The sequence below is a fragment of the Candidatus Laterigemmans baculatus genome (genome assembly GCF_010367455.1).
Taxonomy (GTDB): domain Bacteria; phylum Planctomycetota; class Planctomycetia; order Pirellulales; family Pirellulaceae; genus Laterigemmans; species Laterigemmans baculatus.
On the sequence record NZ_WRPR01000011.1, the window covers coordinates 24655 to 44561 of the forward strand.

The 19907-nt window shown below is 65.7% G+C and carries 21 protein-coding genes; 11 read left to right on the forward strand and 10 right to left on the reverse strand.

Annotated features, from left to right (window positions below):
• Positions 1-521: 521 nt before the first annotated feature.
• Both GNK13_RS01735 and GNK13_RS01740 read left to right on the forward strand, forming a co-directional pair.
• Positions 522-1553: an ImuA family protein gene (locus tag GNK13_RS01735; RefSeq protein WP_164100716.1), complete on the forward strand. Its 1032-nt coding sequence runs from the start codon at positions 522-524 to the stop codon at positions 1551-1553.
• Positions 1453-3339 (forward strand): Y-family DNA polymerase, encoded by a 1887-nt coding sequence (locus GNK13_RS01740; RefSeq protein WP_164100717.1) that lies wholly within the window; start codon positions 1453-1455, stop codon positions 3337-3339. Before GNK13_RS01735 ends, GNK13_RS01740 begins: the two co-directional genes overlap by 101 nt.
• Here the strand turns inward: GNK13_RS01740 and GNK13_RS01745 are convergent.
• Both GNK13_RS01745 and GNK13_RS01750 read right to left on the reverse strand, forming a co-directional pair.
• The gene (locus GNK13_RS01745; RefSeq protein WP_164100718.1) at positions 3336-3689 is read right to left on the reverse strand and encodes a PilZ domain-containing protein; all 354 of its coding nucleotides are present in this window, start codon (positions 3687-3689) and stop codon (positions 3336-3338) included. The two genes, GNK13_RS01740 and GNK13_RS01745, sit on opposite strands and share 4 nt — an antisense overlap.
• Positions 3690-3695: 6 nt before the next feature.
• Entirely contained in the window at positions 3696-5195 is a 1500-nt protein-coding gene (locus tag GNK13_RS01750) for an arylsulfatase (RefSeq protein WP_164100719.1), read from the reverse strand.
• A 452-nt stretch (positions 5196-5647) separates the two neighbouring features.
• On the opposite strand from GNK13_RS01750, the gene GNK13_RS01755 reads away from it, so the two are divergent.
• The gene (locus tag GNK13_RS01755; protein WP_164100720.1) at positions 5648-6451 is read left to right on the forward strand and encodes a carboxylesterase family protein; all 804 of its coding nucleotides are present in this window, start codon (positions 5648-5650) and stop codon (positions 6449-6451) included.
• 175 nt (positions 6452-6626) lie between these two features.
• On the opposite strand, the gene GNK13_RS01760 is transcribed toward GNK13_RS01755, so the two are convergent.
• From GNK13_RS01760 to GNK13_RS01770, 3 genes are all read right to left on the reverse strand, one after another.
• On the reverse strand, positions 6627-7664 hold the full coding sequence (locus tag GNK13_RS01760) for a zinc-dependent alcohol dehydrogenase (RefSeq protein ID WP_164100721.1): 1038 nt from the start codon (positions 7662-7664) through the stop codon (positions 6627-6629).
• A gap of 20 nt (positions 7665-7684) precedes the next feature.
• Positions 7685-8116, reverse strand: coding sequence for a peptidylprolyl isomerase (locus GNK13_RS01765; protein ID WP_164100722.1), 432 nt, complete (start codon positions 8114-8116; stop codon positions 7685-7687).
• Between the two features lie 89 nt (positions 8117-8205).
• Positions 8206-8991 (reverse strand): enoyl-CoA hydratase/isomerase family protein, encoded by a 786-nt coding sequence (locus GNK13_RS01770; RefSeq protein ID WP_164100723.1) that lies wholly within the window; start codon positions 8989-8991, stop codon positions 8206-8208.
• An 84-nt stretch (positions 8992-9075) separates the two neighbouring features.
• On the opposite strand from GNK13_RS01770, the gene GNK13_RS01775 reads away from it, so the two are divergent.
• The 5 genes from GNK13_RS01775 (at position 9076) to GNK13_RS21870 (ending at position 12570) form a co-directional block, all read left to right on the forward strand.
• Entirely contained in the window at positions 9076-10323 is a 1248-nt protein-coding gene (locus GNK13_RS01775; protein WP_164100724.1) for a GTPase, read from the forward strand.
• Positions 10324-10390: 67 nt separating this feature from the next.
• A complete protein-coding gene (gene hisH / locus GNK13_RS01780) occupies positions 10391-11017 on the forward strand; it encodes an imidazole glycerol phosphate synthase subunit HisH (RefSeq protein ID WP_164100725.1) in 627 nt (208 codons plus the stop codon).
• A gap of 29 nt (positions 11018-11046) precedes the next feature.
• Complete coding sequence (locus tag GNK13_RS01785) at positions 11047-11559, forward strand: hypothetical protein (protein WP_164100726.1); 513 nt, start codon at positions 11047-11049, stop codon at positions 11557-11559.
• A 363-nt stretch (positions 11560-11922) separates the two neighbouring features.
• Positions 11923-12345, forward strand: a complete 423-nt coding sequence (locus GNK13_RS01790) for a hypothetical protein (RefSeq protein WP_164100727.1) — start codon at positions 11923-11925, stop codon at positions 12343-12345.
• A 90-nt stretch (positions 12346-12435) separates the two neighbouring features.
• The gene (locus GNK13_RS21870) at positions 12436-12570 is read left to right on the forward strand and encodes a hypothetical protein (protein WP_261345378.1); all 135 of its coding nucleotides are present in this window, start codon (positions 12436-12438) and stop codon (positions 12568-12570) included.
• Between the two features lie 6 nt (positions 12571-12576).
• On the opposite strand, the gene GNK13_RS01795 is transcribed toward GNK13_RS21870, so the two are convergent.
• The 5 genes from GNK13_RS01795 to GNK13_RS01810 all read right to left on the reverse strand — a co-directional run bounded on the left by GNK13_RS01795 (position 12577) and on the right by GNK13_RS01810 (position 16930).
• A complete protein-coding gene (locus GNK13_RS01795; RefSeq protein ID WP_164100728.1) occupies positions 12577-13107 on the reverse strand; it encodes a 3-hydroxyacyl-ACP dehydratase FabZ family protein in 531 nt (176 codons plus the stop codon).
• 12 nt (positions 13108-13119) lie between these two features.
• Positions 13120-13218 (reverse strand): 50S ribosomal protein bL37, encoded by a 99-nt coding sequence (locus GNK13_RS22030; RefSeq protein ID WP_390622483.1) that lies wholly within the window; start codon positions 13216-13218, stop codon positions 13120-13122.
• Positions 13219-13388: 170 nt separating this feature from the next.
• On the reverse strand, positions 13389-14471 hold the full coding sequence (locus tag GNK13_RS01800; protein ID WP_164100729.1) for a mannose-1-phosphate guanylyltransferase: 1083 nt from the start codon (positions 14469-14471) through the stop codon (positions 13389-13391).
• A 45-nt stretch (positions 14472-14516) separates the two neighbouring features.
• Positions 14517-15992: a UTP--glucose-1-phosphate uridylyltransferase gene (locus GNK13_RS01805; RefSeq protein WP_164100730.1), complete on the reverse strand. Its 1476-nt coding sequence runs from the start codon at positions 15990-15992 to the stop codon at positions 14517-14519.
• 194 nt (positions 15993-16186) lie between these two features.
• A complete protein-coding gene (locus GNK13_RS01810) occupies positions 16187-16930 on the reverse strand; it encodes a lipoate--protein ligase family protein (RefSeq protein WP_203328877.1) in 744 nt (247 codons plus the stop codon).
• Between the two features lie 307 nt (positions 16931-17237).
• On the opposite strand from GNK13_RS01810, the gene GNK13_RS01815 reads away from it, so the two are divergent.
• Genes GNK13_RS01815 through GNK13_RS01825 form a run of 3 tightly spaced genes read left to right on the forward strand, consistent with a single transcriptional unit; the run spans position 17238 to position 19561 of the window.
• Positions 17238-18836, forward strand: a complete 1599-nt coding sequence (locus GNK13_RS01815) for a hypothetical protein (protein WP_235934716.1) — start codon at positions 17238-17240, stop codon at positions 18834-18836.
• A 57-nt stretch (positions 18837-18893) separates the two neighbouring features.
• Positions 18894-19235 (forward strand): 4a-hydroxytetrahydrobiopterin dehydratase, encoded by a 342-nt coding sequence (locus tag GNK13_RS01820; protein ID WP_164100732.1) that lies wholly within the window; start codon positions 18894-18896, stop codon positions 19233-19235.
• 2 nt (positions 19236-19237) lie between these two features.
• A complete protein-coding gene (locus GNK13_RS01825) occupies positions 19238-19561 on the forward strand; it encodes a hypothetical protein (protein WP_164100733.1) in 324 nt (107 codons plus the stop codon).
• The last annotated feature ends 346 nt before the right edge of the window (positions 19562-19907 follow it).

Sequence of the window (19907 nt, forward strand, 5' to 3'; positions counted from 1 at the left end):
GTGTCCGGTGTCCGGTGTCCGGTGTCCGGCGTCCGGTGTCCGGTGTCCGGCGTCCGGTGTCGTTCGTACTCGTACTCGTACTCGTACTCGTACTCAGCGCAGCGGTACTCGATCCCCGCGAAAGTGTTTTCTGTGGCTGAGCGGCTTCGAGTACGAGTACGAGTACCGCTGCGCTGAGTACGAGTACGAAAGCAAGACTCACTCGGCCTTCCGGCTTCCGGCTTCCGGCTTCCGGCTTCCGGCTTCCGGCTCCCGGCTCCCGGCTCCCGGTTTCCGGTTTCCGGTTTCCGGCAAAATTTTCCGATTATCCGGACTGGATTGACCTAACGTGTCCGGCCGCTTGCCTACGGTTCCGCAGCCGTTCCTTGGGGGGCTCCCTCCCCTCGAGAACCGGCTCCCGCGAGAAAAACTGGACCCGCTTTTTGTCTTTTGCTAGCATTAGCAAATGACGATACAAGGGTTCAGTATTCGCAGGACATGGATGGACCGACTTTCCCCCCTCAAGCTTCAAGGGCCGTGCGATGGCAACCATGCAGCTGGAATTATGGGATCCGGTGGAGCAGGACGCGGCGACCGAGCGGCCGCCGGTCGCGGGGCTCCAGACCCCTGGACGCCTGGCCGCCGCCAAAGCGCCGCCTGCGGACTCCGCACCGGCGGCTCCGCCGGCGTCCGGGCGGGAATCGGTCCTCGATTCGTTGCGAGCCAAACTCTCGCGGATCGAAAGCGGCCGCCGCGATCCGCTCGCTGCGGCCATCTCCTGCGGCTCGCCCGAGCTCGACCAATTGCTTCCCGGCGGCGGGCTGACTCCGGGGACGCTCAACGAGTGGGTGGGCGAGAGCCACGGCTGCGGAGCGGGCTGGCTTTCGCTCCTGGCCGCTCGCGAAGCCCTCGCCGGAGGCGGGTCGCAAGCGGGGGGCGAGCCGCGAACCGGGGGCAAGCGGGGGCGTTTGGTGGTGATCGACGGCAGCGAAACGAGCCGGGGGAGCGGCGCGTTCTACCCCCCGGCTGCGATCGCGGCAGGAATTCCCGCCGACCAGATCATCGTCGTGCGGGTCGCCGGGCGGAGCGACTTTGTCTGGGCGGCCGACCAGGCGCTGCGGAGCCCCGCGGTGGCAGTGGTTTGGGGATTTTTGGAAACGCTCGACGACCGCGACGCGCGGCGGCTGCAATTGGCTGCGGAGACCGGCCGTACGACCGCGATGTTCGTCCGCCCGCAGGCGGCGCTCCGCGAGCCGAGTTGGGCCGAAGTCCGCTGGCACGTGCGGGGCATCCCCACACCGTCGCCGGACCAGCCGCTCGAGCAAGCTGCTCAAGAGCCCGCCTCTCGCCGGTGGAGAGCCGAGGAGAGGGGTTCGGGCGACCGGCGACTGCGAGCTCGGCTGGTCCGCTGTCGCGGCGGGCGGGCGGGAGGAAGCGTGATTTTGCGAATCGATGCCGCCGGACGACTCCACCATGACACCGCCTCGAACGCCCGCCACTCGGCTGCTCTGCCTCTGGTTGCCCAACTGGCCCATCCAGCGGCTGCGCAGCGAGCTGTCCGCCGCCGAGCCTGACGCGGCGCATCCCCAACCGCCCCCCGAGTCGTTCGGGCCCGAAGCCCCGCTGGTGCTGTGGGGGATCGATCCGCGGCGGGGCCGGTTGGTCGTCGCCTGCTGCGAGCGAGCCGCCGCCCGAGGCGTGCGGGTGGGAATGACGGTGGGCGAAGCCGACTCGCTGCTGCGCGGACATGCCCCGCAGATCCTTCAGCATGCCCCCCAAATCCTCCAGCATGCCCCCCAAATCCTCCAGCATGACAGCGAGGCCGATCTGGAGGCGCTGCGGCGGTTGGCCGAGGCGTGTGCCGAGGAGCTGAGTCCGATCGTCGCTCTCGAGCCGCTCGACGATTTCCTCTGGGCGGGCCAAGTCCTGCATCAGCCTCAGGCGCTGCTGCTCGACGTGACGGGTGTGGGGGAGCTGTTCGGCAGCGAAGCGAAGCTAGCCGCCGCGGCCGAGAAGCTCCTCGGCCGCCAGCGGCTCGAGGGGCGGATCGCGATTGCCGATACCGCCGGAGCCGCTTGGGGATTGGCCCATTACGGAACCGCATCCAACTCCTTGTGCCTGATTCCCCCAGCGCAGACTTCCGCGACTCTCGATCGGCTGCCGGTCGCGGCGCTGCGGATTCGCAGCGAGACCGCAGCGATGCTCCGCCGCTTGGGAGTCGAGCGGATCGAAGCCCTGCGGCGGTTGCCACGCAGCGGATTGGCGACGCGGCTGGGGACCGACCTGCTCCGCCGGCTCGACCAGGCGCTCGGAGCGGTCGACGAACCGCTCCCGGCCCACCATGCGGCCGCCAGCGATCGTGCCGCGGTCGATCTTGAGTATCCGACGCGAGATCTGGACATCCTCCGCCATCAAGTCGAAGGCTTGGTCCGCCAGGTGGCTCGCGGTTTGGCGGAGCGACAACGCGGTGCCCTGCGGCTCGTCTGCCGGTTTGATTTGGAACAGCCTCCGGCGGTCGAAGTTCGCATTGGGTTGTTTGCCCCCTCGGCCACGGCCGAGCATCTACTGCGGCTGCTTGCGGGCAACCTGGAGCGTTGCCGCTTTCCGTCGCTGGCCCATCGCGTCGTGGTCGCCGCGACGCTGACCGGTCCTTTGACCATGCATCAACCGACGCTCGGCGATATTGGAGGCGACGAACAGGGCTCGGTGATCGACTTGGCTCGGTTGATCGACGGACTCAGCAGTCGCCTCGGGCGGAGTCGCGTGCTGGGCGTCGAGCTGACCGAAGACCCGTTGCCCGAGCAGGCGATTCGGCTGCGTCCGCTGGCTGGCCAACCGATCGGGGCAATTGTGCCGGGGCGTCCCGCGCCCCGCCGCCGCTCGGCGCGTCGCACCGCAAGTCGCGAGCGATCGCCGCGCTCGTCGCCTTCACTGCCTTCGCCAACGTCGCACTCGCCCGCGTCGCACTCGCCCGCGTCACGCTGGACCAGCGCCACCCACCCCCCCACGCCGAGCGATCCGCTCCGCCGCCCGCTGATGATGTTCTCCCAGCCCGTACCTCTCTCGGTCCTCGCTCCCGGAGCCGAAGCGAGCCGCCAAGATCCACCTCGAGCAAGGGCAGGGGAGGACTCCCAAGCACCAGCGGAGGGGCCGCGGAGCCTGCCCGAGCGGTTTCGCTTCGGCGGACGAGTCCACCGCATCGTCCGCCACTGGGGCCCCGAGCGGCTCGAGACCGGCTGGTGGAACGGCCCGATGCATCGCCGCGATTACTACCGCGTCGAAACCGAAGAGGGAGCGTGGCTGTGGATCTATCACGACCTCAAGCAAGACCGCTGGTGGCTCCACGGCCATTTCTTTTAGTCCTTCCGTTCCTCCGGCGAGGTGTCGCGGAGGGTTTCTTTGGGGTACCGCTGCAGCAACCGCCGCTGCTCGGCGACGATCACTGGCAGCGGAATCCATTTTTCAAACTGGATGATCAGCTCCTCCGCTTCACAGCGCAACACCGACGCGGTCGTCTGGCACTCGGCGCCGTCGCGAAATACCACTCGCACCGAGGCCACGGATCGCCAACCACTCGCCGCCCCAGCGGCAGCGAGCGACGCGCCGCTCTCGGACAAGTTCAACACCGCATACTCCGCCGCGCCGACGTACAGACGAGGTCGATCGGCGTGCGGGAAGCGGATACGAAAATGGCTGCGAGGCTGGCTCATCGACCTTCACCGCGTGGACGGCTTTTTCCGCTTGGGTTCGGGGACTTGCCAATTCGGGTGGGGCGCATGGGCCTCTTCCATATAACGCACCGCTTGGGCCACGACTTCGGGGTGATCGGCAGCGACATTGTTGGTTTCGCCGAGATCGGACTCGAGATTGTAGAGTTCGACCGGGCCGCTGAGCATCGGTTGCCGGATCGCTTTCCAAGCTCCAAAGCGGACCGCTTGGCGGCTTCCCTGCTCATAGAACTCCCAATACAGATATTCGTGCTGCTGTTGCTCGTCGGGATTGCCCAACAGCGTGGGCACAAAGCTGATGCTATCGATTCCCGCCGGCGGCTCGACTCCCGCGAGCTCGGCAGCCGTCGCCATCCAGTCGCCAAAATAGGCAACGTGATCGGTGACCGTCCCGGCCGGAACGGTCCCGGGCATCCGGCAGATCGCTGGAACGCGAATTCCTCCTTCATACAAAGCTCGCTTGATTCCCCGCAGTGGACCCGACGGATCGAACCGTTCCAAATCGTGTCGGGCTTCGTTATGAGGTCCGTTATCGCTAGTGAAAAAGACCAGCGTATTTTCCTCAATTCCCAATTCGGCGAGCAGGTCGAGGATTCGCCCGATGTCGCTGTCCATCCTTGTGATCATCGCCGCCTGGCCTTTATCCGTGTTGGGCCAATCCTTATCGGCGTAGGGACCATAGTCGGGAACTTCGGCGCCGTCGCCGGTCAGCCGCGAACCTTCGTTATTCGCGTGGGGGATCGTTAGTGCAAGATACAGGAAGAAGGTCTCATCCTGATGGGTCCGCAGAAATTCGAGCGCTTCGCTAGCGAACAGGTCGTGTGAATAGTCGATTCGCTTGGTTGCCGCGCCGCCAATAAATCCTTGATACCCGGCCGGCTTCTCGACTCGCTGCACCTCATTCCGCAGCAGCTCTTTCTCGAAACCTCGATATAAGAATTCGGGATAGTAGTTATGGGCGTGGGCTTGATTGAGATATCCATAGAAGGAATCGAACCCTTGTTTGAGCGGGTGCCCCGGCATGTCGATTTCGCCCAATCCCCATTTGCCAATCAGCGCGTTGGTGTAGTTGGCTTTTTTAAGAACCTCGGCCACCGTCACGTCTTCCTCGCGGAGCGACTGTCGCTCCATCGCCGCGGCGCCGGCGTTGCCGCGGACGTGGGTGTGCCCCATGTGCTGGCCGGTCATCAGCACGCTGCGGCTCGGCGCGCACACGGTGCTGCCGGCGTAGAACTGGGTGAACCGCATCCCTTCGGCCGCCATGCGGTCGAGCCGCGGCGTCTGGATCACCGTTTGGCCGTAGCAGCCGAGATCGCCATAACCGAGATCGTCGGCCAAGATGAAAATCATGTTTGGACGCTGCGGCGGCGGGTCGGCCGCGGCGGCGGTGCCGTCGTCTGCAAAGGTGCTGAGAACGAGGATGCTGATCAGACCGAGCGCAACGATCAGCCGGTGGCCGATCGAGGGCAGGGGATGCAGGCGGGTCATCGAAAACCTCGCGAGAGGAAGAATGCAGATGGCTTGGGGAGTGCCGTTAGCATAACCGGCCCGAGCGGGAGAGGGTGGTGGGGAAAGTCTCTAGAGTTCCCTCTCCCCCGAATCGTTCGCGCGGATGACTCGTTGTAATCCTCCACTCATTCGCGAACGATTTGGGGGAGAGGGTTAGGGTGAGGGGGCTTTACAATGCGGCAAACACGCTCCATAAGTCCGCCCACACCATCCGCCTGTGAAGCTAAAATCCACCGTTCGAACGCCTTGGTCGCGGCGGGTCGCCAGCCGCGTCGGCCCCCTCACCCCAACCCTCTCCCCCACAGGAAATCGCGTTGAAACACATGGCGATGGTAAGGTGAAAGCCGCGATTCCCTGTGGGGGAGAGGGGGCCAGAAAAACTCCCCCTCCCTCCAACATTCCTCTCACGCACCTCATTGGAATCTCTGCCGATGACTATCTCTCTGGTTCGCGCCGCGATGACGGCACTTGCTTCCTTGGCTCTCCTGACTTCGATGAATGCTTCCGTGGGAATCGCTGACGACTCGTGGAAAGCGGCGCTCGAGCGGAAGACAATTTCCGACGACTCCGGCTCGCTCGACTACCGTTTGCTCACTCCGCCAAAGTCGGACTCGGGCGACGAGAAGCAACAGTATCCACTGGTTCTGTTCCTGCACGGAGCCGGAGAGCGGGGGAGCGACAACGAAGCTCAGCTCGTCCACGGCGTCGGCGACTTCTACGCTCGCCGCGCTACGCATCCGGCATTCGTGGTCGCTCCGCAGTGCCCCGAGGGCCAGCGGTGGGTGGAAGTCGACTGGAGCGACGAGAGCGGCAAGAACTCCTTTCCCGACAAACCGTCGGAGCCGATGCGGTTGGCGCTAAAGATCATCGACCAGCTGGTCGCTTCGGGACGCGTCGACCAGGACCGAATCTACGTCACCGGGCTGTCGATGGGAGGCTATGGGACGTGGTATGCGGCTGGCTTCAAGGGACACCCCTTCGCCGCGGCGGCGCCGATCTGCGGCGGCGGAGATCCAAGCTGGGCCGAGCGGTACGTGGGGCTGCCGCTGTGGGCATTCCATGGCGACGCCGATAAAGCGGTGCCGGTCGAGCGGTCGCGCGAAATGATCGAAGCGATTCGCGAAGCCGGGGGCGAGCCAAAATACACCGAGTACCCAGGCGTCGGGCACAACAGCTGGAGCCAGACCTACAGCAACGACGCGTTCCACGAGTGGCTGTTCGCGCAGAAGCGGTAGGCTCTGGCAGAAAACCTGTAGCCACACACCCTCCTCCTGGGAGGGTCGCGAGGAACGAGCGGGGAAGGTAATGCTGAGAGGGAGTTTTCTGACGGAGCCCAGTCGCGGCCACCGTACGTTAGCCTTTCCAGGCTGACTGATGCAGAGTGTCCGACTGAACCGCCTGGCGTACGGGCTACGCTTGCGGGCAGACGAGGACTTTCATGGCTCCGGGGACGCCTTCGTAGAGGCGGGCGAACCACTCGGGGCCTTCGGCGAGGGTCGCTCGAGCAGTGATCAGCGGCTCGACGCGGATCGCTCCGCTTTCGAGCAGCCGAATGCACTCGGGGTATTCGCCCTGCGAAGCGCAGCTGCCTTGGATCGTCAGCTCGCGGGTCACGACCGACTGCAGCGGAAACTCGATCTTCGGCGAGAGGTTTCCGACGAGCGTCACCACGCCCCCTTTGCGGACCGCGGCGATCGCATCGTTGACCGTCTGCTGATGGCCGACCACTTCGAGCGCCGCATCGGCACCTCGGCCGTCGGTCAGCCTCGCGATTTCGGCGGGGATGTCGGTCTCCCGGGCGTTGAGCGTGATATCGGCTCCGAGCTGCCGCGCCATCTCCAGCCGGCTCTCCTCCACATCGGTCGCGATCACGCGTCCGGCGCCGCGGAGGCGAATCGCCTGGATCGCCAGCAGTCCGATCATGCCGCTGCCGATGACCACCGCGGTGTCGCCGAGGGCGAGCCGCGTGATATTGGCCGCGTGCACGGCGATCGAAACCGCTTCAATCAGCGCGGCCGCTTCGAACGACAGCCCCTCGGGGAGCTTGTAGACGATGTTCTCGGGGACCGAAACCAGCTCGGCGAAGGCTCCGTTTTGGCGGTAGTCGCCACAGGAAACGCCGAGTACGCGGCGGTTGTCGCAGAGATTGATCTCGCCGCGGCGACAAAAGTGGCAGCGGCCGCAGGAGACGGTCGAGTCGAAGGTGACTCGGTCCCCCGCCTTGAATTTGCGGACAGCCGAGCCGACCGCTTCGACCACGCCGGCCGCTTCGTGCCCCATCACCAGCGGAGGAATCCGCCGCCCGGTGCTGCCGTCGTAGCCGTGGATATCGCTGCCGCAAATTCCACACGCATGAACCCGGACCAACACATCCTCGGCTCCGACCTCCGGTTCCGGGATGTCGGCGAGCTCGATGTGTTTGTATTCGGTCAGCACGAGCGCTTTCACGATTGGATTCCTCGGGTGGATTACTCTTCGCTGATCGTGACTTTGTTCATCGCGTCACCCTGCTCGATCGAGTCGACCACGTCTTGGCCTTCGAGGACATGGCCGAACACGCTGTGCTTGCCGTCGAGCCAAGGCGTCGCGACGTGGGTGATGAAGAACTGCGAGCCGTTGGTGTTCGGTCCGGCGTTGGCCATCGAGAGGATCCCCGGCCGATCGTGCTTCAGGTCGCGGTGGAACTCGTCCTCGAACTTGTAGCCCGGGCCGCCGGTGCCAGTCCCCTGCGGACAGCCGGTCTGGACCATGAAGTCGGGGATCACGCGGTGAAACTTCAGCCCATCGTAGAATCCCTCGCCAGCCAGTTTCTCGAAGTTGGCGACCGTCTTGGGGACTTTGTCCTCGAACAGCTCCAAACGAATGGTGCCTTTGTCGGTTTCGATCGTGGCGACTTTCATGCTCTCGGCTCCAGGCTCGGTTTGCGTTGCGAATGGTTGAATGCGCGGTGGTGATCACCGGGCGGCCTGGGAGTTTAACCGAAGCCGGGCTACGGCCACACCGCGGGGCGTTTTTCCGCGAACGCGGCCAGCCCTTCGGCGGCCGATTCGGTCGAGCAGGCGGTGGCCCCCATCCCGGCCCCGATCGTCAGCTGCCCATCGAGCATCTCGCCGATCGTCTCGTTCAGCAGGCGTTTGGTCAGCTGCAACGATTCGGCCGGAGCGGTGGCACACTGGCGGACGAGTTCTTCGGCAGCGACCCAGACCTGGTCGCTGCGAACGACGCGGCTTGCGAGCCCCGCGGACTCGGCCTGCGAGGAGTCGAGCGCGTCGCCAGCGAGCAACAGCCGCGCGGCCGCGGAAGCTCCGAGTCGAAACACCAGCAGCGGAGCGACCAGTCCGCTGATCAATCCCCGCTGGGCGGCTGGGGCGGCAAACCGAGCTCCCTCGGAGGCGACGATCAGATCGCTCGCCAGTGCGAGCGCCAGCCCTCCGCCGAGCGCGTCCCCGTCGACCGCCGCGATCACCGGCTTGGGAAACCGCAGAATTTTCTTCAGCAGCTCGGCCACCGCGACCCAGTCAGCGTGCAGTTGGCCGAGCGACTGCAGATCATCCTGCCTCCGCGTCGCATGCAGCTCTTGCAGATCCATGCCCGAACAAAAGTCGCTGCCGGCACCGGTCAGGATCACCCCTCGCACCCGCTTCTCCTGATGCAGATCGTCGAGCGCCTGATCGAGCTCTTCAATCATCCCCCGCGATAAGGCATTCCGCGTTTGCGGTCGCTCCATCACAATGGTGCCGCCGGGGGCATGGATTTTCACCGAGACGTGGGACACGGTTGCGATTCTCCAAAGAAGCGGGGATGGTCGGCCCCCTTTTTTTACCCGACGCAATTACCTGTCGATAAAACCTATAGTCTTGTGAGCCATCCTGACCAGTCGGCAGAGCCGTCCGCCCGAACCGCCGCCGACGGCACCCTGGCAGCGCCGCTGACGGCCGCCGGACGGGGTGCGATCGCGGTGATTGGCGTCCGCGGACCGGCAGCTCATCGCGCGGTCCTGCGAAACTTTGCACCGGCCACCCCGATTCCTGCCGACCGCTTTCCCCTCGATGCGATCCGCTACGGACGCTGGATGGGACCGGCCGAGGAGCGCGAAGGACGCAGCGGCGAATCGGTCGTCGTGGTCGCCACCGCCGACGACGCAATCGAAGTCCACTGCCACGGCGGTCGAGCAGCGGTGGCCGCGATCCTCCGCGACTTAGCCGCCGCCGGTGCCGCCACCGTCGATGCCGAGACGTGGCTCGCCTGCACCGCCGCAGCTCACACCTCAAGCGTCCGCGTGGCAGCCACTCGCATCCTCGCTCAGACCAGCACCGAGCGGACGGCGGCGATCGCCCTCGATCAGCTCCGCGGGGCGGTGGACCGCTTTGCCGCGACGCTCGCCGCGCAGCTTCGGGAGGCGGCGGCGAGCGGCGTGCTGCCAGAGGTGCAAGCACGGGTCGCCGAAGTGCTGGGCCGCGCGTCGCTCGGGGCGCATTTGGCTGAACCTTGGAACGTCGTTTTGGCGGGGCCCCCGAACGTCGGCAAAAGCAGCCTCTTGAATGCCTTGCTCGGGTACCGCCGGGCGATCACTTTTGCCTCTCCCGGGACCACCCGCGACGTCGTCTCGGCCGACGCGGCGATCGGGGGCTGGCCAGTCCGGCTGAGCGACACCGCCGGGGTTCGCGCGACCGACGCAGCGCTCGAAGCCGAAGGGGTCCGCCGCACGGGAACGGCTCTTGAGAAAGCCGACTTGGTGCTGCTGGTGATCGACAGCCAGAGCGGCTGGACGGCGACGCACCGAGAGCTGCGGGCGCGAACCTCCGCCCCCTGCTTGTTCGTCTGGAACAAGGCGGACCTGGCCGAGCCGCCGAACGGGGCCGCTCCTGCAGGTGATCCGCAGGGGGCCGTCAGCTTTGCGGTCTCAGCGACACGCGGCACGGGGTTGGTGGAGCTCGAACGGGGCATCAGCCGAGCGCTCGTGCCGTCGGCTCCGGAGCCGGGCGCCCCGGTCCCGCTGACCGCCGAGCAGCGGGCGGCGCTGCGGCGGGCGGTCGAGGCTCCGACCGCCGCCGAATGCCTCGCGGCGCTCGAGTCACTCACAGCTCCGGCCGATCCTTGCCTTTAATGCTCTCGTGCTTTTCGCTCTCGCAGTCCACTCCCCCGCCTCCGAAATCTCCGCTACGGTCACCGCCATGATCACCATTGTCGACTATCAAATGGGAAACCTTCGCAGCGTGCAAAAGGCGCTCGAACGGGTGGGCCAAGAAGCCGTGATCTCGTCGGATCCCCGCGAGATCGCCGAAGCCGAGCGGTTGATTCTGCCCGGCGTCGGCGGCTTTGGCGAAGCGATCGCGGAGATTCGTCACCGCGACTTGGAGCAGCCGATCCTCGACTTCATCGCTAGCGAACGCCCGTTTTTGGGAATCTGCCTGGGGCTGCAGCTGCTGTTCGAAACGGGCTACGAAGCGGGCGAGCATCGCGGGCTGGGGGTGCTCGCCGGCGACGTCGTCCGGTTCGACATCGATCCGACTCTGAAAGTGCCGCACATGGGGTGGAACCGGGTAACGGCTCCTCAAGGCCGGAGCCCCATTCTCGAAGGGATCCCCGAGACGGCTCACTTCTACTTCGTCCACTCGTATTACGTGCGGCCGAGCGATCGGGAAGTGGTGGCGCTCGAGTGTGATTACGGTGGGCCGTTTTGTGCGATGGTCCGCCGCGGCAACCTGCACGCGGTACAGTTCCACCCGGAGAAGAGCCAGGCGGACGGGCTGCGACTGCTCGAGAATTTCGCCTCGCTTCCCCTGCACGCACCCGCCTGACTATCGCCCGCCTGAGTTTCGCCGCTTCCATGAACCAACCTGCTCCACCTCCTCCGGTCGCCGCGCTCGATCCCGCCGGCCGCGGACTCCGCATCCGCTTCTTCTGGCAGGGCGATCGCTTTGGTCACGTGATTGAGCGGGTCGATGGCGACGCGGTGACGGCCGAGCTGACGTCGATCGAATCGGATGCCGAAGCCGATTGGCCGGAGAGTCCGCCGCTGCAGCAGTTGTCGGTCGAGACGATCGGGACCACGACCACCGCGCTCGGCGTGGGAGCCGCGGCCCGCAGCCACTGGAGCATCAGCGTCCACCCCACCGACCGCGGCGGAGTCCCCGCGCTGCAGTTCGACGTCGCGGCCCGCTGCAGTAGTGCTGAGCGCGGATTTCTCGGCTCCCGTTACCAGCGGTGTGGGACGGCGGTGGCGATCGAGCCGCTCGGTGACATCGCGGCGACCGAGCTCGAGGAAACAGCCGGAGCAATCGAGCTGCGACCGGCGAGCAGCGACGGCACCACGATCCGCTGGGCCTACCTGGTCGCCTAAGGGCGGGAAAATCCATCAGCCGCCGGGCGCCAGCCCCCGGTTCCCAACAGCGCCGCGATAACCGGACGCTAGCGCGTGGCGGCTGATGAATCAAAAAGAGCCCCGCCCCTGGCAAACCTTGCCGGCTGCGATGCTCCCTGCCGGTCGCAGCGATCCTTCCTCTCTTGCCGGCCGTGTCGGTTCTCCGCATTCCCCCACCCGCATCCGCGGCACAGCCGGCTTGGGACGCACAATTCGTACAACACCAGCCGTTCCTCGCCCGATCCTGACTCTCAGCCAGCAGCAAGGCTCCTTCCGACCATCCGCGGGATGCGGAGGGGCGAGAAGGATCGCGAACCTGCGTCAGCCGGGAGTGGAAATCAGGTGCAAAGAGTCTCGAGCTATCGAAGCGGCATCGATGCCGGCGACCGCCGACCGCGGAGCCCGAGGGCGCTGCGTGGAGCGGCGGTGCTGGGGATGCTCGCTTCGATCAGCCTCGGGTGCACCTCGCCCGGCCCGACTCGCGGGAATCTCGCCGGGGGCTCGCCACTGAATTGGAGCGGCGTCGAGGGGGCCAGCGGGGGAGAAGCCGGCGAAGATCCGCAACTGGCAGCGGCTTTTGCACGGCTCGCCGAGGCAAGGGCCGAACATGCGGCCGAACATGCGGCCGAACATGGGGCAGGGCTCGCCTCGCGGCCGAGCCCGCGAGCGACGGGGGCGGGCGCGGAAGTGGCTAGAGCACCGGCGAGCGAGTTGCTGCCGGGATCACGGCCGGCCAGCATCCCGGTTTGGCCGGGGGTGCGGTAAACTAGCGGGCGAGAGCGGACGAGCCACTCTCGACAATCCGGCCAGGCGTCGTCCCGTCCTGGCGATTCCGCAGTGCGTGCGAGCCCAACGGTGAACGCCCCCTCCTTCGACGCGGACTCGGCGGCCGTGATGCTCGTCATGGGGGCGCTGATCATCGCCCCGACGCTGCTGATCGTGATCGCCGTGGTCGCCGGTCGCTTTCGCAACCCTCAAGATAAGCCGTAGGCCGGCTTAGTTCGCGTCAGCTTCGGCGGCCATGGCTGCGTTGATCGCATCGACCGGGATCGGGATGCCTTTGAGGACTCCTTCGACGACCAGCGAGTCGCCGACGGCTCCTTGGAAGCGGGCGACGATCATCCGCCCTCGCCGGGCTTTCTCGAGCCGCGTCATCAGGACCAAGCGATCGCCGGGGATGACGGGATCGCGGAAGCGGACTTCATCGACGCCGCCAAAACCGACCATCGCAGCCCCGAGCAGGTCGTGCTTCTGCGTGAAGTAGCTCGCCAATTGGGCCGCCGCTTCGAGCATGATCACGCCGGGCATCAGCGGCATACGGGGCATATGGCCGCGGACCCAGAATTCGTTCCGAGTCAGGTCCTTGTAGGCCGCGCAGACATTCTCCGTCAGATCCTCGTAGAGGATCGCCGTCAGCTGTTCCATCTCGAACCGCTGCGGGTTGTAGCGGCGGATCTCTTCGATCCCCGCGATCGGGCGGTCGAAGTCGAGCAGAGATGGGTCGACTAGGAAATTGCGATTGGCCACAACGACCCTTTCCTAGGTCCGGATCTTCTTCCGCTTGGCCTTGCGGGCTTTCGCGTTGGCGGGTCGGCGACCGTGATTCGCCTTCTTCAATTTATGGTGAGGTTTTGCCATGGTTCGGAATGGATCGAGCTAAAAAGCGTAAGGGTTTTGTGGGAATCGGGGGGTTTTCGGACCGCCATTTTCGAGCGGAGCCCTCCGAAGCTCGGCAAGAGTAGCATTTTCACCGCCGCAGCGGAAGACTTCCCCAGCCACCACGGCCGGTCCGCGGCGCGGGCTCAGCGTCAGAGCAGTGCGTCGAGGCCTTCTTCCTCCAACCGGCGGACGGCTTCGCGGACGCGTTCTTCGGCTGCCTTGGGGGCGACCAGCGTCGCTCCGGGGGTGTGGACGATCACCAAATCTTCGACGCCGATCGTGACGACGACGTGTCCGTCATCGCTGCGGATGATCGCCCCGCGGGTGTCGATCCCCACGTGCTGGCCTTGAACCGTGTTGCCGTCGCGGTCCGGAGGGACCATCCGCGCGAGTGCTTGCCAGCTGCCCAGGTCGTCCCAGGAGAAGGCGGCTTCGATGACGGCCACCGGCTGGTACCGCTCCATCACCGCATAGTCGATCGACTTGCCCTCGATGGCGGCGAACTCGCGCTCAAGGACTGCGTCGAAATCCGCCGCTCCGACCGCTTGGCCGATCCGCTCGAGCCGCGCGGCCATCGCCGGTTCGGCCTCGCCGATCGCGTCCAGAATTGTGCTGGCCCGCCACAGGAAGATGCCGCTGTTCCAGTAGAACGTGCCGGCGGCCAGGTAGCTCTCGGCGGTCGCCCGATCGGGCTTCTCGCGAAACCGGGCGACTTCGAACGCTTGGAGCCCAGGGATCTTGGCGGCGAGCGGGTTGCCGCGTTCGATGTAGCCGAACGACTCGGCGGCGTAGGTCGGGGGGATTCCGTAGGTCACGATCCGCCGCGGGTCTTCCTCGAGCAACGCCATTCCGGCGGTGATCGCCGCTTGAAATTGCTCGCGGGTACCGATCACGTGGTCCGACGGCAGGACCAGCATCGTGGCCTCGGGGTCGCGAGCCAGCAGCAGCGTGGCGGCCAGTCCGATGCAGGGGGCGGTGTCGCGCTTGCACGGTTCGCCGATGATCTGCTCGGCGGGCAGCTCGGGCAGCTGCTCGGCCACGGCAGCGACCAGCCGGCGGTTGGTGACGACCATCCGTTGCTCGGCCGGCACCAGCCCTTCGAGCCGGTCGGAGGTGGCTTGGATCATCGTCCGCTCGCCGACCAAGCGGAGCAATTGTTTGGGGACATCCCGCCGGCTGGCCGGCCAGAACCGCGTCCCGCTACCACCCGCCATGATTACTGCGTGCAACATTCCGGCTGTTTCCGAAGGGCGAACTGAGAGGAAGGGGTGCAGGGGTTAACCACCGAAGTACTGATCGGATTCGATCGTCGTCCCGGCGGCGGGAAGCCGTCCCTCGGCGACGGCCGAAGCGACTTCGCCTGCGTCCAACGCCAGCTGCGAATTGATCTCCACCTGCACTCCCGCGGCGACGTTGACTCCGGCCTGCTCGAGCCAGCGGCGATGCAGGTCGACGATCGCTCCCTTGGCGGCGGCCGGCGTGTCGGTGGGAGCGCCATCGGCATTTTTAACCGGTGCAAAGACCTCGGCGGGAATTCCTTCGACGACGAACGCGTGGGACGCCGAAGGGAGCAGGTCGAAGATGAACCGTTCGAACTTGGTGGCGTTCGGCTCCTCTGGCTCGACGCGCTGGCCGCGCTCGTCGACGTAGGGGACTTTCTTGGTCGCCCGGTGGAAGGGCAACCGCTGGGGATCATCGGCCGCGCGGGCGAGAAACTCGAGCTCGAACACGTGCACGGCGATGTTGCCGGCCCAGAGCTTGAGGTTGCCCGCCTCGTCGGTCATCTCGGCTGCCTGCTCGGGAAGGTCGCTGTACTCGATGATCTGGACGCGGCCGTCGACGAGCACGACGTTGCCCACCTTCTCCATGGGGAACCGCTTGCGGACCACCTGCGTCGTCATCTCGCTGCCGGCCATCAGGTGGTGGCCGATCAGCTCCGGGTCGGCGAGCGGGACGAGCGGGTTGTCGACCTGGGCGTAGAAGAGTTGACGAATTCCCCTCCGCCGCATCGCCTCGAGCGCGCCGCTCCGCTGAAGGGCCGCCACCGTGCCGCCGTGCCCGTCGGGGCTGAGGGCCAACGAGTCGCGTTCGGCGAGCAACAGCTTGCCGCTCTCCCGGTCGACCGCCGGCATCGTTCCCTGGCAGAAGACATGCACGTCGTCGCGGCCGAGCCCCAGGTAGTCGTTCGCCTGGAGGTAGGCGAGCGTCTCCTCGTGCGTCGCCGGGCTGGTCATCAAGTACAGCGGAACGGTGCGCCCATAGCGGCGGGCGACGGCTTTCAAGCGGTCGGCAAAGAACTGAAACAGCGTCCGCCCCGAGAGCGGGCCGACCGGGAACATCCCCTTGGGCTGGTCGAACCCGAGCCGCGTTCCCTGGCCGCCGGCGACGATCAGCACGGCCACCTCGCCGCGGCGGAGCGATTCCTCACCGCGAGCCCGTGCTTCGGCTACCGACCACTCGGCTCCCGTCCCGTCGGCACGGACCGACGGCGGGGCCTCGGCCCGCGCGGCCAGGACCCCAAAGTCCACCGACTGATCCTCGCCGCGGACCAGTTGATCGAGCAGCTCCAGATCGACCTCGGCGAGCTGCCGAGCCAAGGAATCGCGGCCCGCCGCGTCGAGCTGATCCCAGAACCGCAGCACGTGCTGTTGTCCATGAGCCGCCAACCGCTCGGCAAGGCCTGCGAAGCGTTCCGCAAGGCCTGCGGGATCCGCATCGACTCCGGACGGGGACTCTGAAGACTGCTCCGACATCGTTGCTGCTTTTGATTGGCGAGGAGGGAAATTTTCGGGAACCGCTGGCTCGCACAGCCTAAGCCAACGCACGAGAGCCGGCCAGCAGTACGTCACACAGTCGTTTAACGGCAAGCCGAAGGCGACGGTGTTCAAAAAAGCAGTCGCCTTGGGCTTGCCGTTAAACGATTCTTCCGCGAGCCGCTCTACAGCTGTCAGTGCCGGAAGGTCCACGCGTCGCTGGCGTACCGCTCGACGACCAACTGCTCAGCCCGCTCGAGCGGTCCGGCGGCGAGCGAGGCGAGACGGGCTGGGGTCGCTGGAGGCTGGCCGGCGGCGAACGCTTCGGCGGTGGCTTCGCGAAGTTGTTCGGCGGTCAGCGGCACATTGGTCACGAAGGCGGCGTGCTCGCGATCCTTGCGGTACTCGGGGCGACGCGGCGGAGTTTTGAGGCAACTGGCGAGCAGTTCGAGATCCGCGGCGTAGAGCAGGGTGCCGTGGTAGAGCAGATGGTCGCGGGTCACGCGGAGACTGTTGCCGGAGAACTTGCGGTTCTGCCACGCCAAGTCGCAGGTGCCGCGGACATCGACCTCCGGGAGCAGCTTTTGGATTTGCTCGGCCAGCTGTCCCATGACGAACTGGTGGGCGGCATCGAGCCGGCGGAGCTCGGGTCGCTCGCGGAGGCTGAGCACGACCGAATACATCAGGCAGCCCGGTCCGGCGAGGATCGCCGCGCCGCCGCTGGCTCGCCGCAGGACCGGAACGCGGCGGGCCGCACAAGCGTTGAGATCGACTTCGACTTTGACCCGCGAGCCGCGGCCGATGACGACCACCGGCTCGCTGAACTCCCACAGCCTCAGCACCTCCCCCGCCTGATCCGCTTCGGCCGCCTGCAGGAGCGCCTCATCGATCGCCAAGTTGAGCGGCAGAGAATCGACCATCCAATCCAGTCGCTGCATCGTCAATGCGGAGTCTCAGTGGGAGAAGTTGGGCGGGGAGCGGGGAGACTTGTTGCGAAAAGACAACGCTTGTAGCGGCGGCTGCACAAGCCGGGCAAACTAGCAAAACCGGACCGGCTATACCCTCGGCTGAGTGCCCAATTAACTTGAACTTTTTTCAGAATCGCTAAACGTCGACCTCTGGTGAACTTGCTGACTCTCATGCCCGCAGATGGGATTTGCATGTTGCTTGACCGCGGAGCAAACTTAGGCACACGGCCTGCATGGAGTACACGTCGTCCGCGACTCTTCCAGCACTTGATCCATGATGATGCAAAACCGATCGCTCCGCTTGACCTGTTCCGTCCGCAGCTTGGCCTTGGCGGCCGGTGTCTCTCTGCCACTCGTCGCCGCTGGTGAAGCTTTCGCCCAAGACGACTGCTGCTATCAACCGGCTTACCGCCTGCAGTGCGACACGGTGCTCGAACCGCAAGTCGAAACCGCCTATCGCACGGTTTATGAAACGGTCTTCGTACCGCGCGAAGTCAGCGAGACGCGGATGGTGCTCAAGACCCGCACCGAGCAGCGGGAGCATACGGTTGCTCGTCCGATCACCGAGACTTCGTTCCGCGAGGAACAGTACACGGTGATGCGGCCGGTCCTGGAGACCACCTATCGCCAACAACAAAAGACGACCACGCGGATGGTGACCGAGACCTCCGAACGGGAAGAACAGGTCACCACCTACCGTCCGGTCGTCGAGACGCAGTACCAGGAGCAACAGTACCAGGTCCAGCGTCCAGTGGTGGAGACGCAGTACCAAACGCAGGCTTACACGACGCTGCGGCCGGTGACGACGGTGCAGAACCAGACCGTCGACGCCGGCAGCTACGTGGCCCAGCAGGTGATCACCCCGGGAACCGTCGGGTATGGCCTGCAGTGGGTGCCGCGGGCTTATCAGACCACCGGTCCGCTGGGGATCGTGTCGATCAACCGTGGGGGTTTGTTCTGGACTCCGGCGGCGACCCCGCCGACCGTGCAAACGCAGCTGACGTATCGCCCGAACTTGATCACCCAGCAGGTGGCGCAAACCCAATACGTCCCGGAAACGGTCCAGCAACAAGTGCCGGTTCAAGTCCAGCGGATGCAGACCGAGACGGTCGTCCAGCGGGTGCCGGTGCAGACGACGCGGCTAGAGCCGGTGGTGGAAACCCGCCGCGTACCTGTGACCGTCCAGCGACCAGTCACCGAGACGACGACCGAGAACATTCCGGTGCAACAGTACAAGTACGTGCCCGAAGTGAAGACGCGGCGGGTCCCGGTGGAGACGACGCGGATGGTCTACGAGACTCGCAAGGAACCGGTCGAAGTCCAGTACTACGAGCCGGTCACCGAGACGCGGACGATTCAGGTGCAGCGGCAAGTCGCCAAGCTGGTGCCCTACCAGCGGACGGTGATGGTTCCGCGGCAAGTCGTGCAGCGCGTGGCGCCGAACTACTACGACTCGTTCGGGGCGGCAATCTCTAGCGGCCACTCGTCGCTGATGCCGCCGCCGACGATCGAGCTGCCGGGCACGCCGCTCGGAGCTTCGGTGATTGAGCCCGAGCCGAGCGCGGCGGAGCAAGCCCCGCGAACGCGGCTGCAGAAAGCGGAGATGAGTGCCCCGGAGAATGGTGAGGGAGCGACGCCCAGCCCCTCGGACGCAACTGGCGAAGCGGCAGCTGCAGCCGGGGAATCGGCCACCGAAGCCGGTCCCTCGTCGCCCGATGTTGAAGAGAAGAAGCCTGAACAGGACGCCGCGGAGCAGGACGAGGCGGACCAGCCGAGCGATCAAGACCGCGTTCCACAGCCCACCTTGGGCAGAGCGGAAAATGCACCCGCTTCGCTGCGACAATCGCCCTTTCCTCGCTCGGCTCGCGACATCTGATTCGGTGGCTTTGGCCCCGTCCGTGCGAACCTAGAAAGCTCAAAAGCGATCCGGATCATGTCTACCGATTCCCAGTTGGCGAGTCGCCGTTGCAAACCCTGCGAAGGGGGAGTCGAACCGCTGGGTCCCGAGCAAGCGAGAATGTTCCTTGGGCAGGTGGAGGAGTGGCAGCTGAGCGACGACGGTCGGTCGATCTTCCGCAAACGATCCTTCCCCAACTTTCTTGAAGCCCTTTCGTATTTGAATCGAGTCGGCGGATTGGCCGAGGAAGAGCAGCACCATCCCGACTTGCACCTGGTCGGCTATCGCAATGTGCGGATTGAACTGACGACGCACGCCATCGGTGGGCTGAGCGAGAACGACTTTATTCTGGCCGCCAAGATCGATCGTTTAACTTAGCGATGCTGTCGAGAATCCGTGCCCTCGCACTTTTGAGCCAATGCGAGGGAGCTGAGATCTGGTCCGTCGAGCACTGCCGCGAGCAAGGGGTTCCGGAGGAGTGGATCGAGGAGCTCGCCGATGCTTTTGAGTCGGGCTACGCCCACGACCGGGACACGATCTATTACGGCAATGCGCCGGTGAACCAGTTTCACGGCGTCTCGGACCTCCATCTCGCCGAGCGACTCGGCGCTCTGCTGGGCATCGACGTGGCACGCGTCACCGCGACAGCCCTCACCCGCCCTGCCAAAGTCCGCGCCATCAAAGAGGCTGTGGAAGAAGGGTAGGCGCTGCCAGGAAGGCGGCCTCCACCCTTGCCCCGGGCTTCACCCTCAGCCCGGAGGGCTCAAACAAAACCGCCCAGAGCGCCGCCCTGGGCTGGATTGTTCGGGCCCCTGCGGGGCGGGCTCCCCGGAAGGGGGCCACAGCCCTGAGGCTCCCCGGAAGGGGTCACAGCCCTAACGCCGGCGCCGAACTTCCCTCTTTTCCCATTTGCCCCATTAACGACACGTTACCCAGTATCTCCGGCAGGACTGCGCTCGTCGCAGGAAGGGGTCACAGCCCTTGCGCCCAGCCCGCACACCCAGCCCTAACGTTTTACCTTTCCTTCCCATTCCTCCCACTGCAGGCAAT

Bases quoted from the DNA above. Each gene is read 5' to 3' on its own strand.
- GNK13_RS01755 (WP_164100720.1), top strand. From the start codon at position 5,648: ATGACTATCTCTCTGGTTCGCGCCGCGATGACGGCACTTGCTTCCTTG.
- GNK13_RS01765 (WP_164100722.1), bottom strand. From the start codon at position 8,116: ATGAAAGTCGCCACGATCGAAACCGACAAAGGCACCATTCGTTTGGAG.
- GNK13_RS01825 (WP_164100733.1), top strand. From the start codon at position 19,238: ATGCTGTCGAGAATCCGTGCCCTCGCACTTTTGAGCCAATGCGAGGGA.
- GNK13_RS01740 (WP_164100717.1), top strand. From the start codon at position 1,453: ATGACACCGCCTCGAACGCCCGCCACTCGGCTGCTCTGCCTCTGGTTG.
- GNK13_RS01750 (WP_164100719.1), bottom strand. From the start codon at position 5,195: ATGACCCGCCTGCATCCCCTGCCCTCGATCGGCCACCGGCTGATCGTT.
- GNK13_RS01735 (WP_164100716.1), top strand. From the start codon at position 522: ATGGCAACCATGCAGCTGGAATTATGGGATCCGGTGGAGCAGGACGCG.
- GNK13_RS01820 (WP_164100732.1), top strand. From the start codon at position 18,894: ATGTCTACCGATTCCCAGTTGGCGAGTCGCCGTTGCAAACCCTGCGAA.
- GNK13_RS01800 (WP_164100729.1), bottom strand. From the start codon at position 14,471: ATGTTGCACGCAGTAATCATGGCGGGTGGTAGCGGGACGCGGTTCTGG.
- GNK13_RS01745 (WP_164100718.1), bottom strand. From the start codon at position 3,689: ATGAGCCAGCCTCGCAGCCATTTTCGTATCCGCTTCCCGCACGCCGAT.
- GNK13_RS01815 (WP_235934716.1), top strand. From the start codon at position 17,238: ATGATGCAAAACCGATCGCTCCGCTTGACCTGTTCCGTCCGCAGCTTG.
- GNK13_RS22030 (WP_390622483.1), bottom strand. From the start codon at position 13,218: ATGGCAAAACCTCACCATAAATTGAAGAAGGCGAATCACGGTCGCCGA.
- hisH (WP_164100725.1), top strand. From the start codon at position 10,391: ATGATCACCATTGTCGACTATCAAATGGGAAACCTTCGCAGCGTGCAA.
- GNK13_RS01805 (WP_164100730.1), bottom strand. From the start codon at position 15,992: ATGTCGGAGCAGTCTTCAGAGTCCCCGTCCGGAGTCGATGCGGATCCC.
- GNK13_RS01785 (WP_164100726.1), top strand. From the start codon at position 11,047: ATGAACCAACCTGCTCCACCTCCTCCGGTCGCCGCGCTCGATCCCGCC.
- GNK13_RS01810 (WP_203328877.1), bottom strand. From the start codon at position 16,930: ATGCAGCGACTGGATTGGATGGTCGATTCTCTGCCGCTCAACTTGGCG.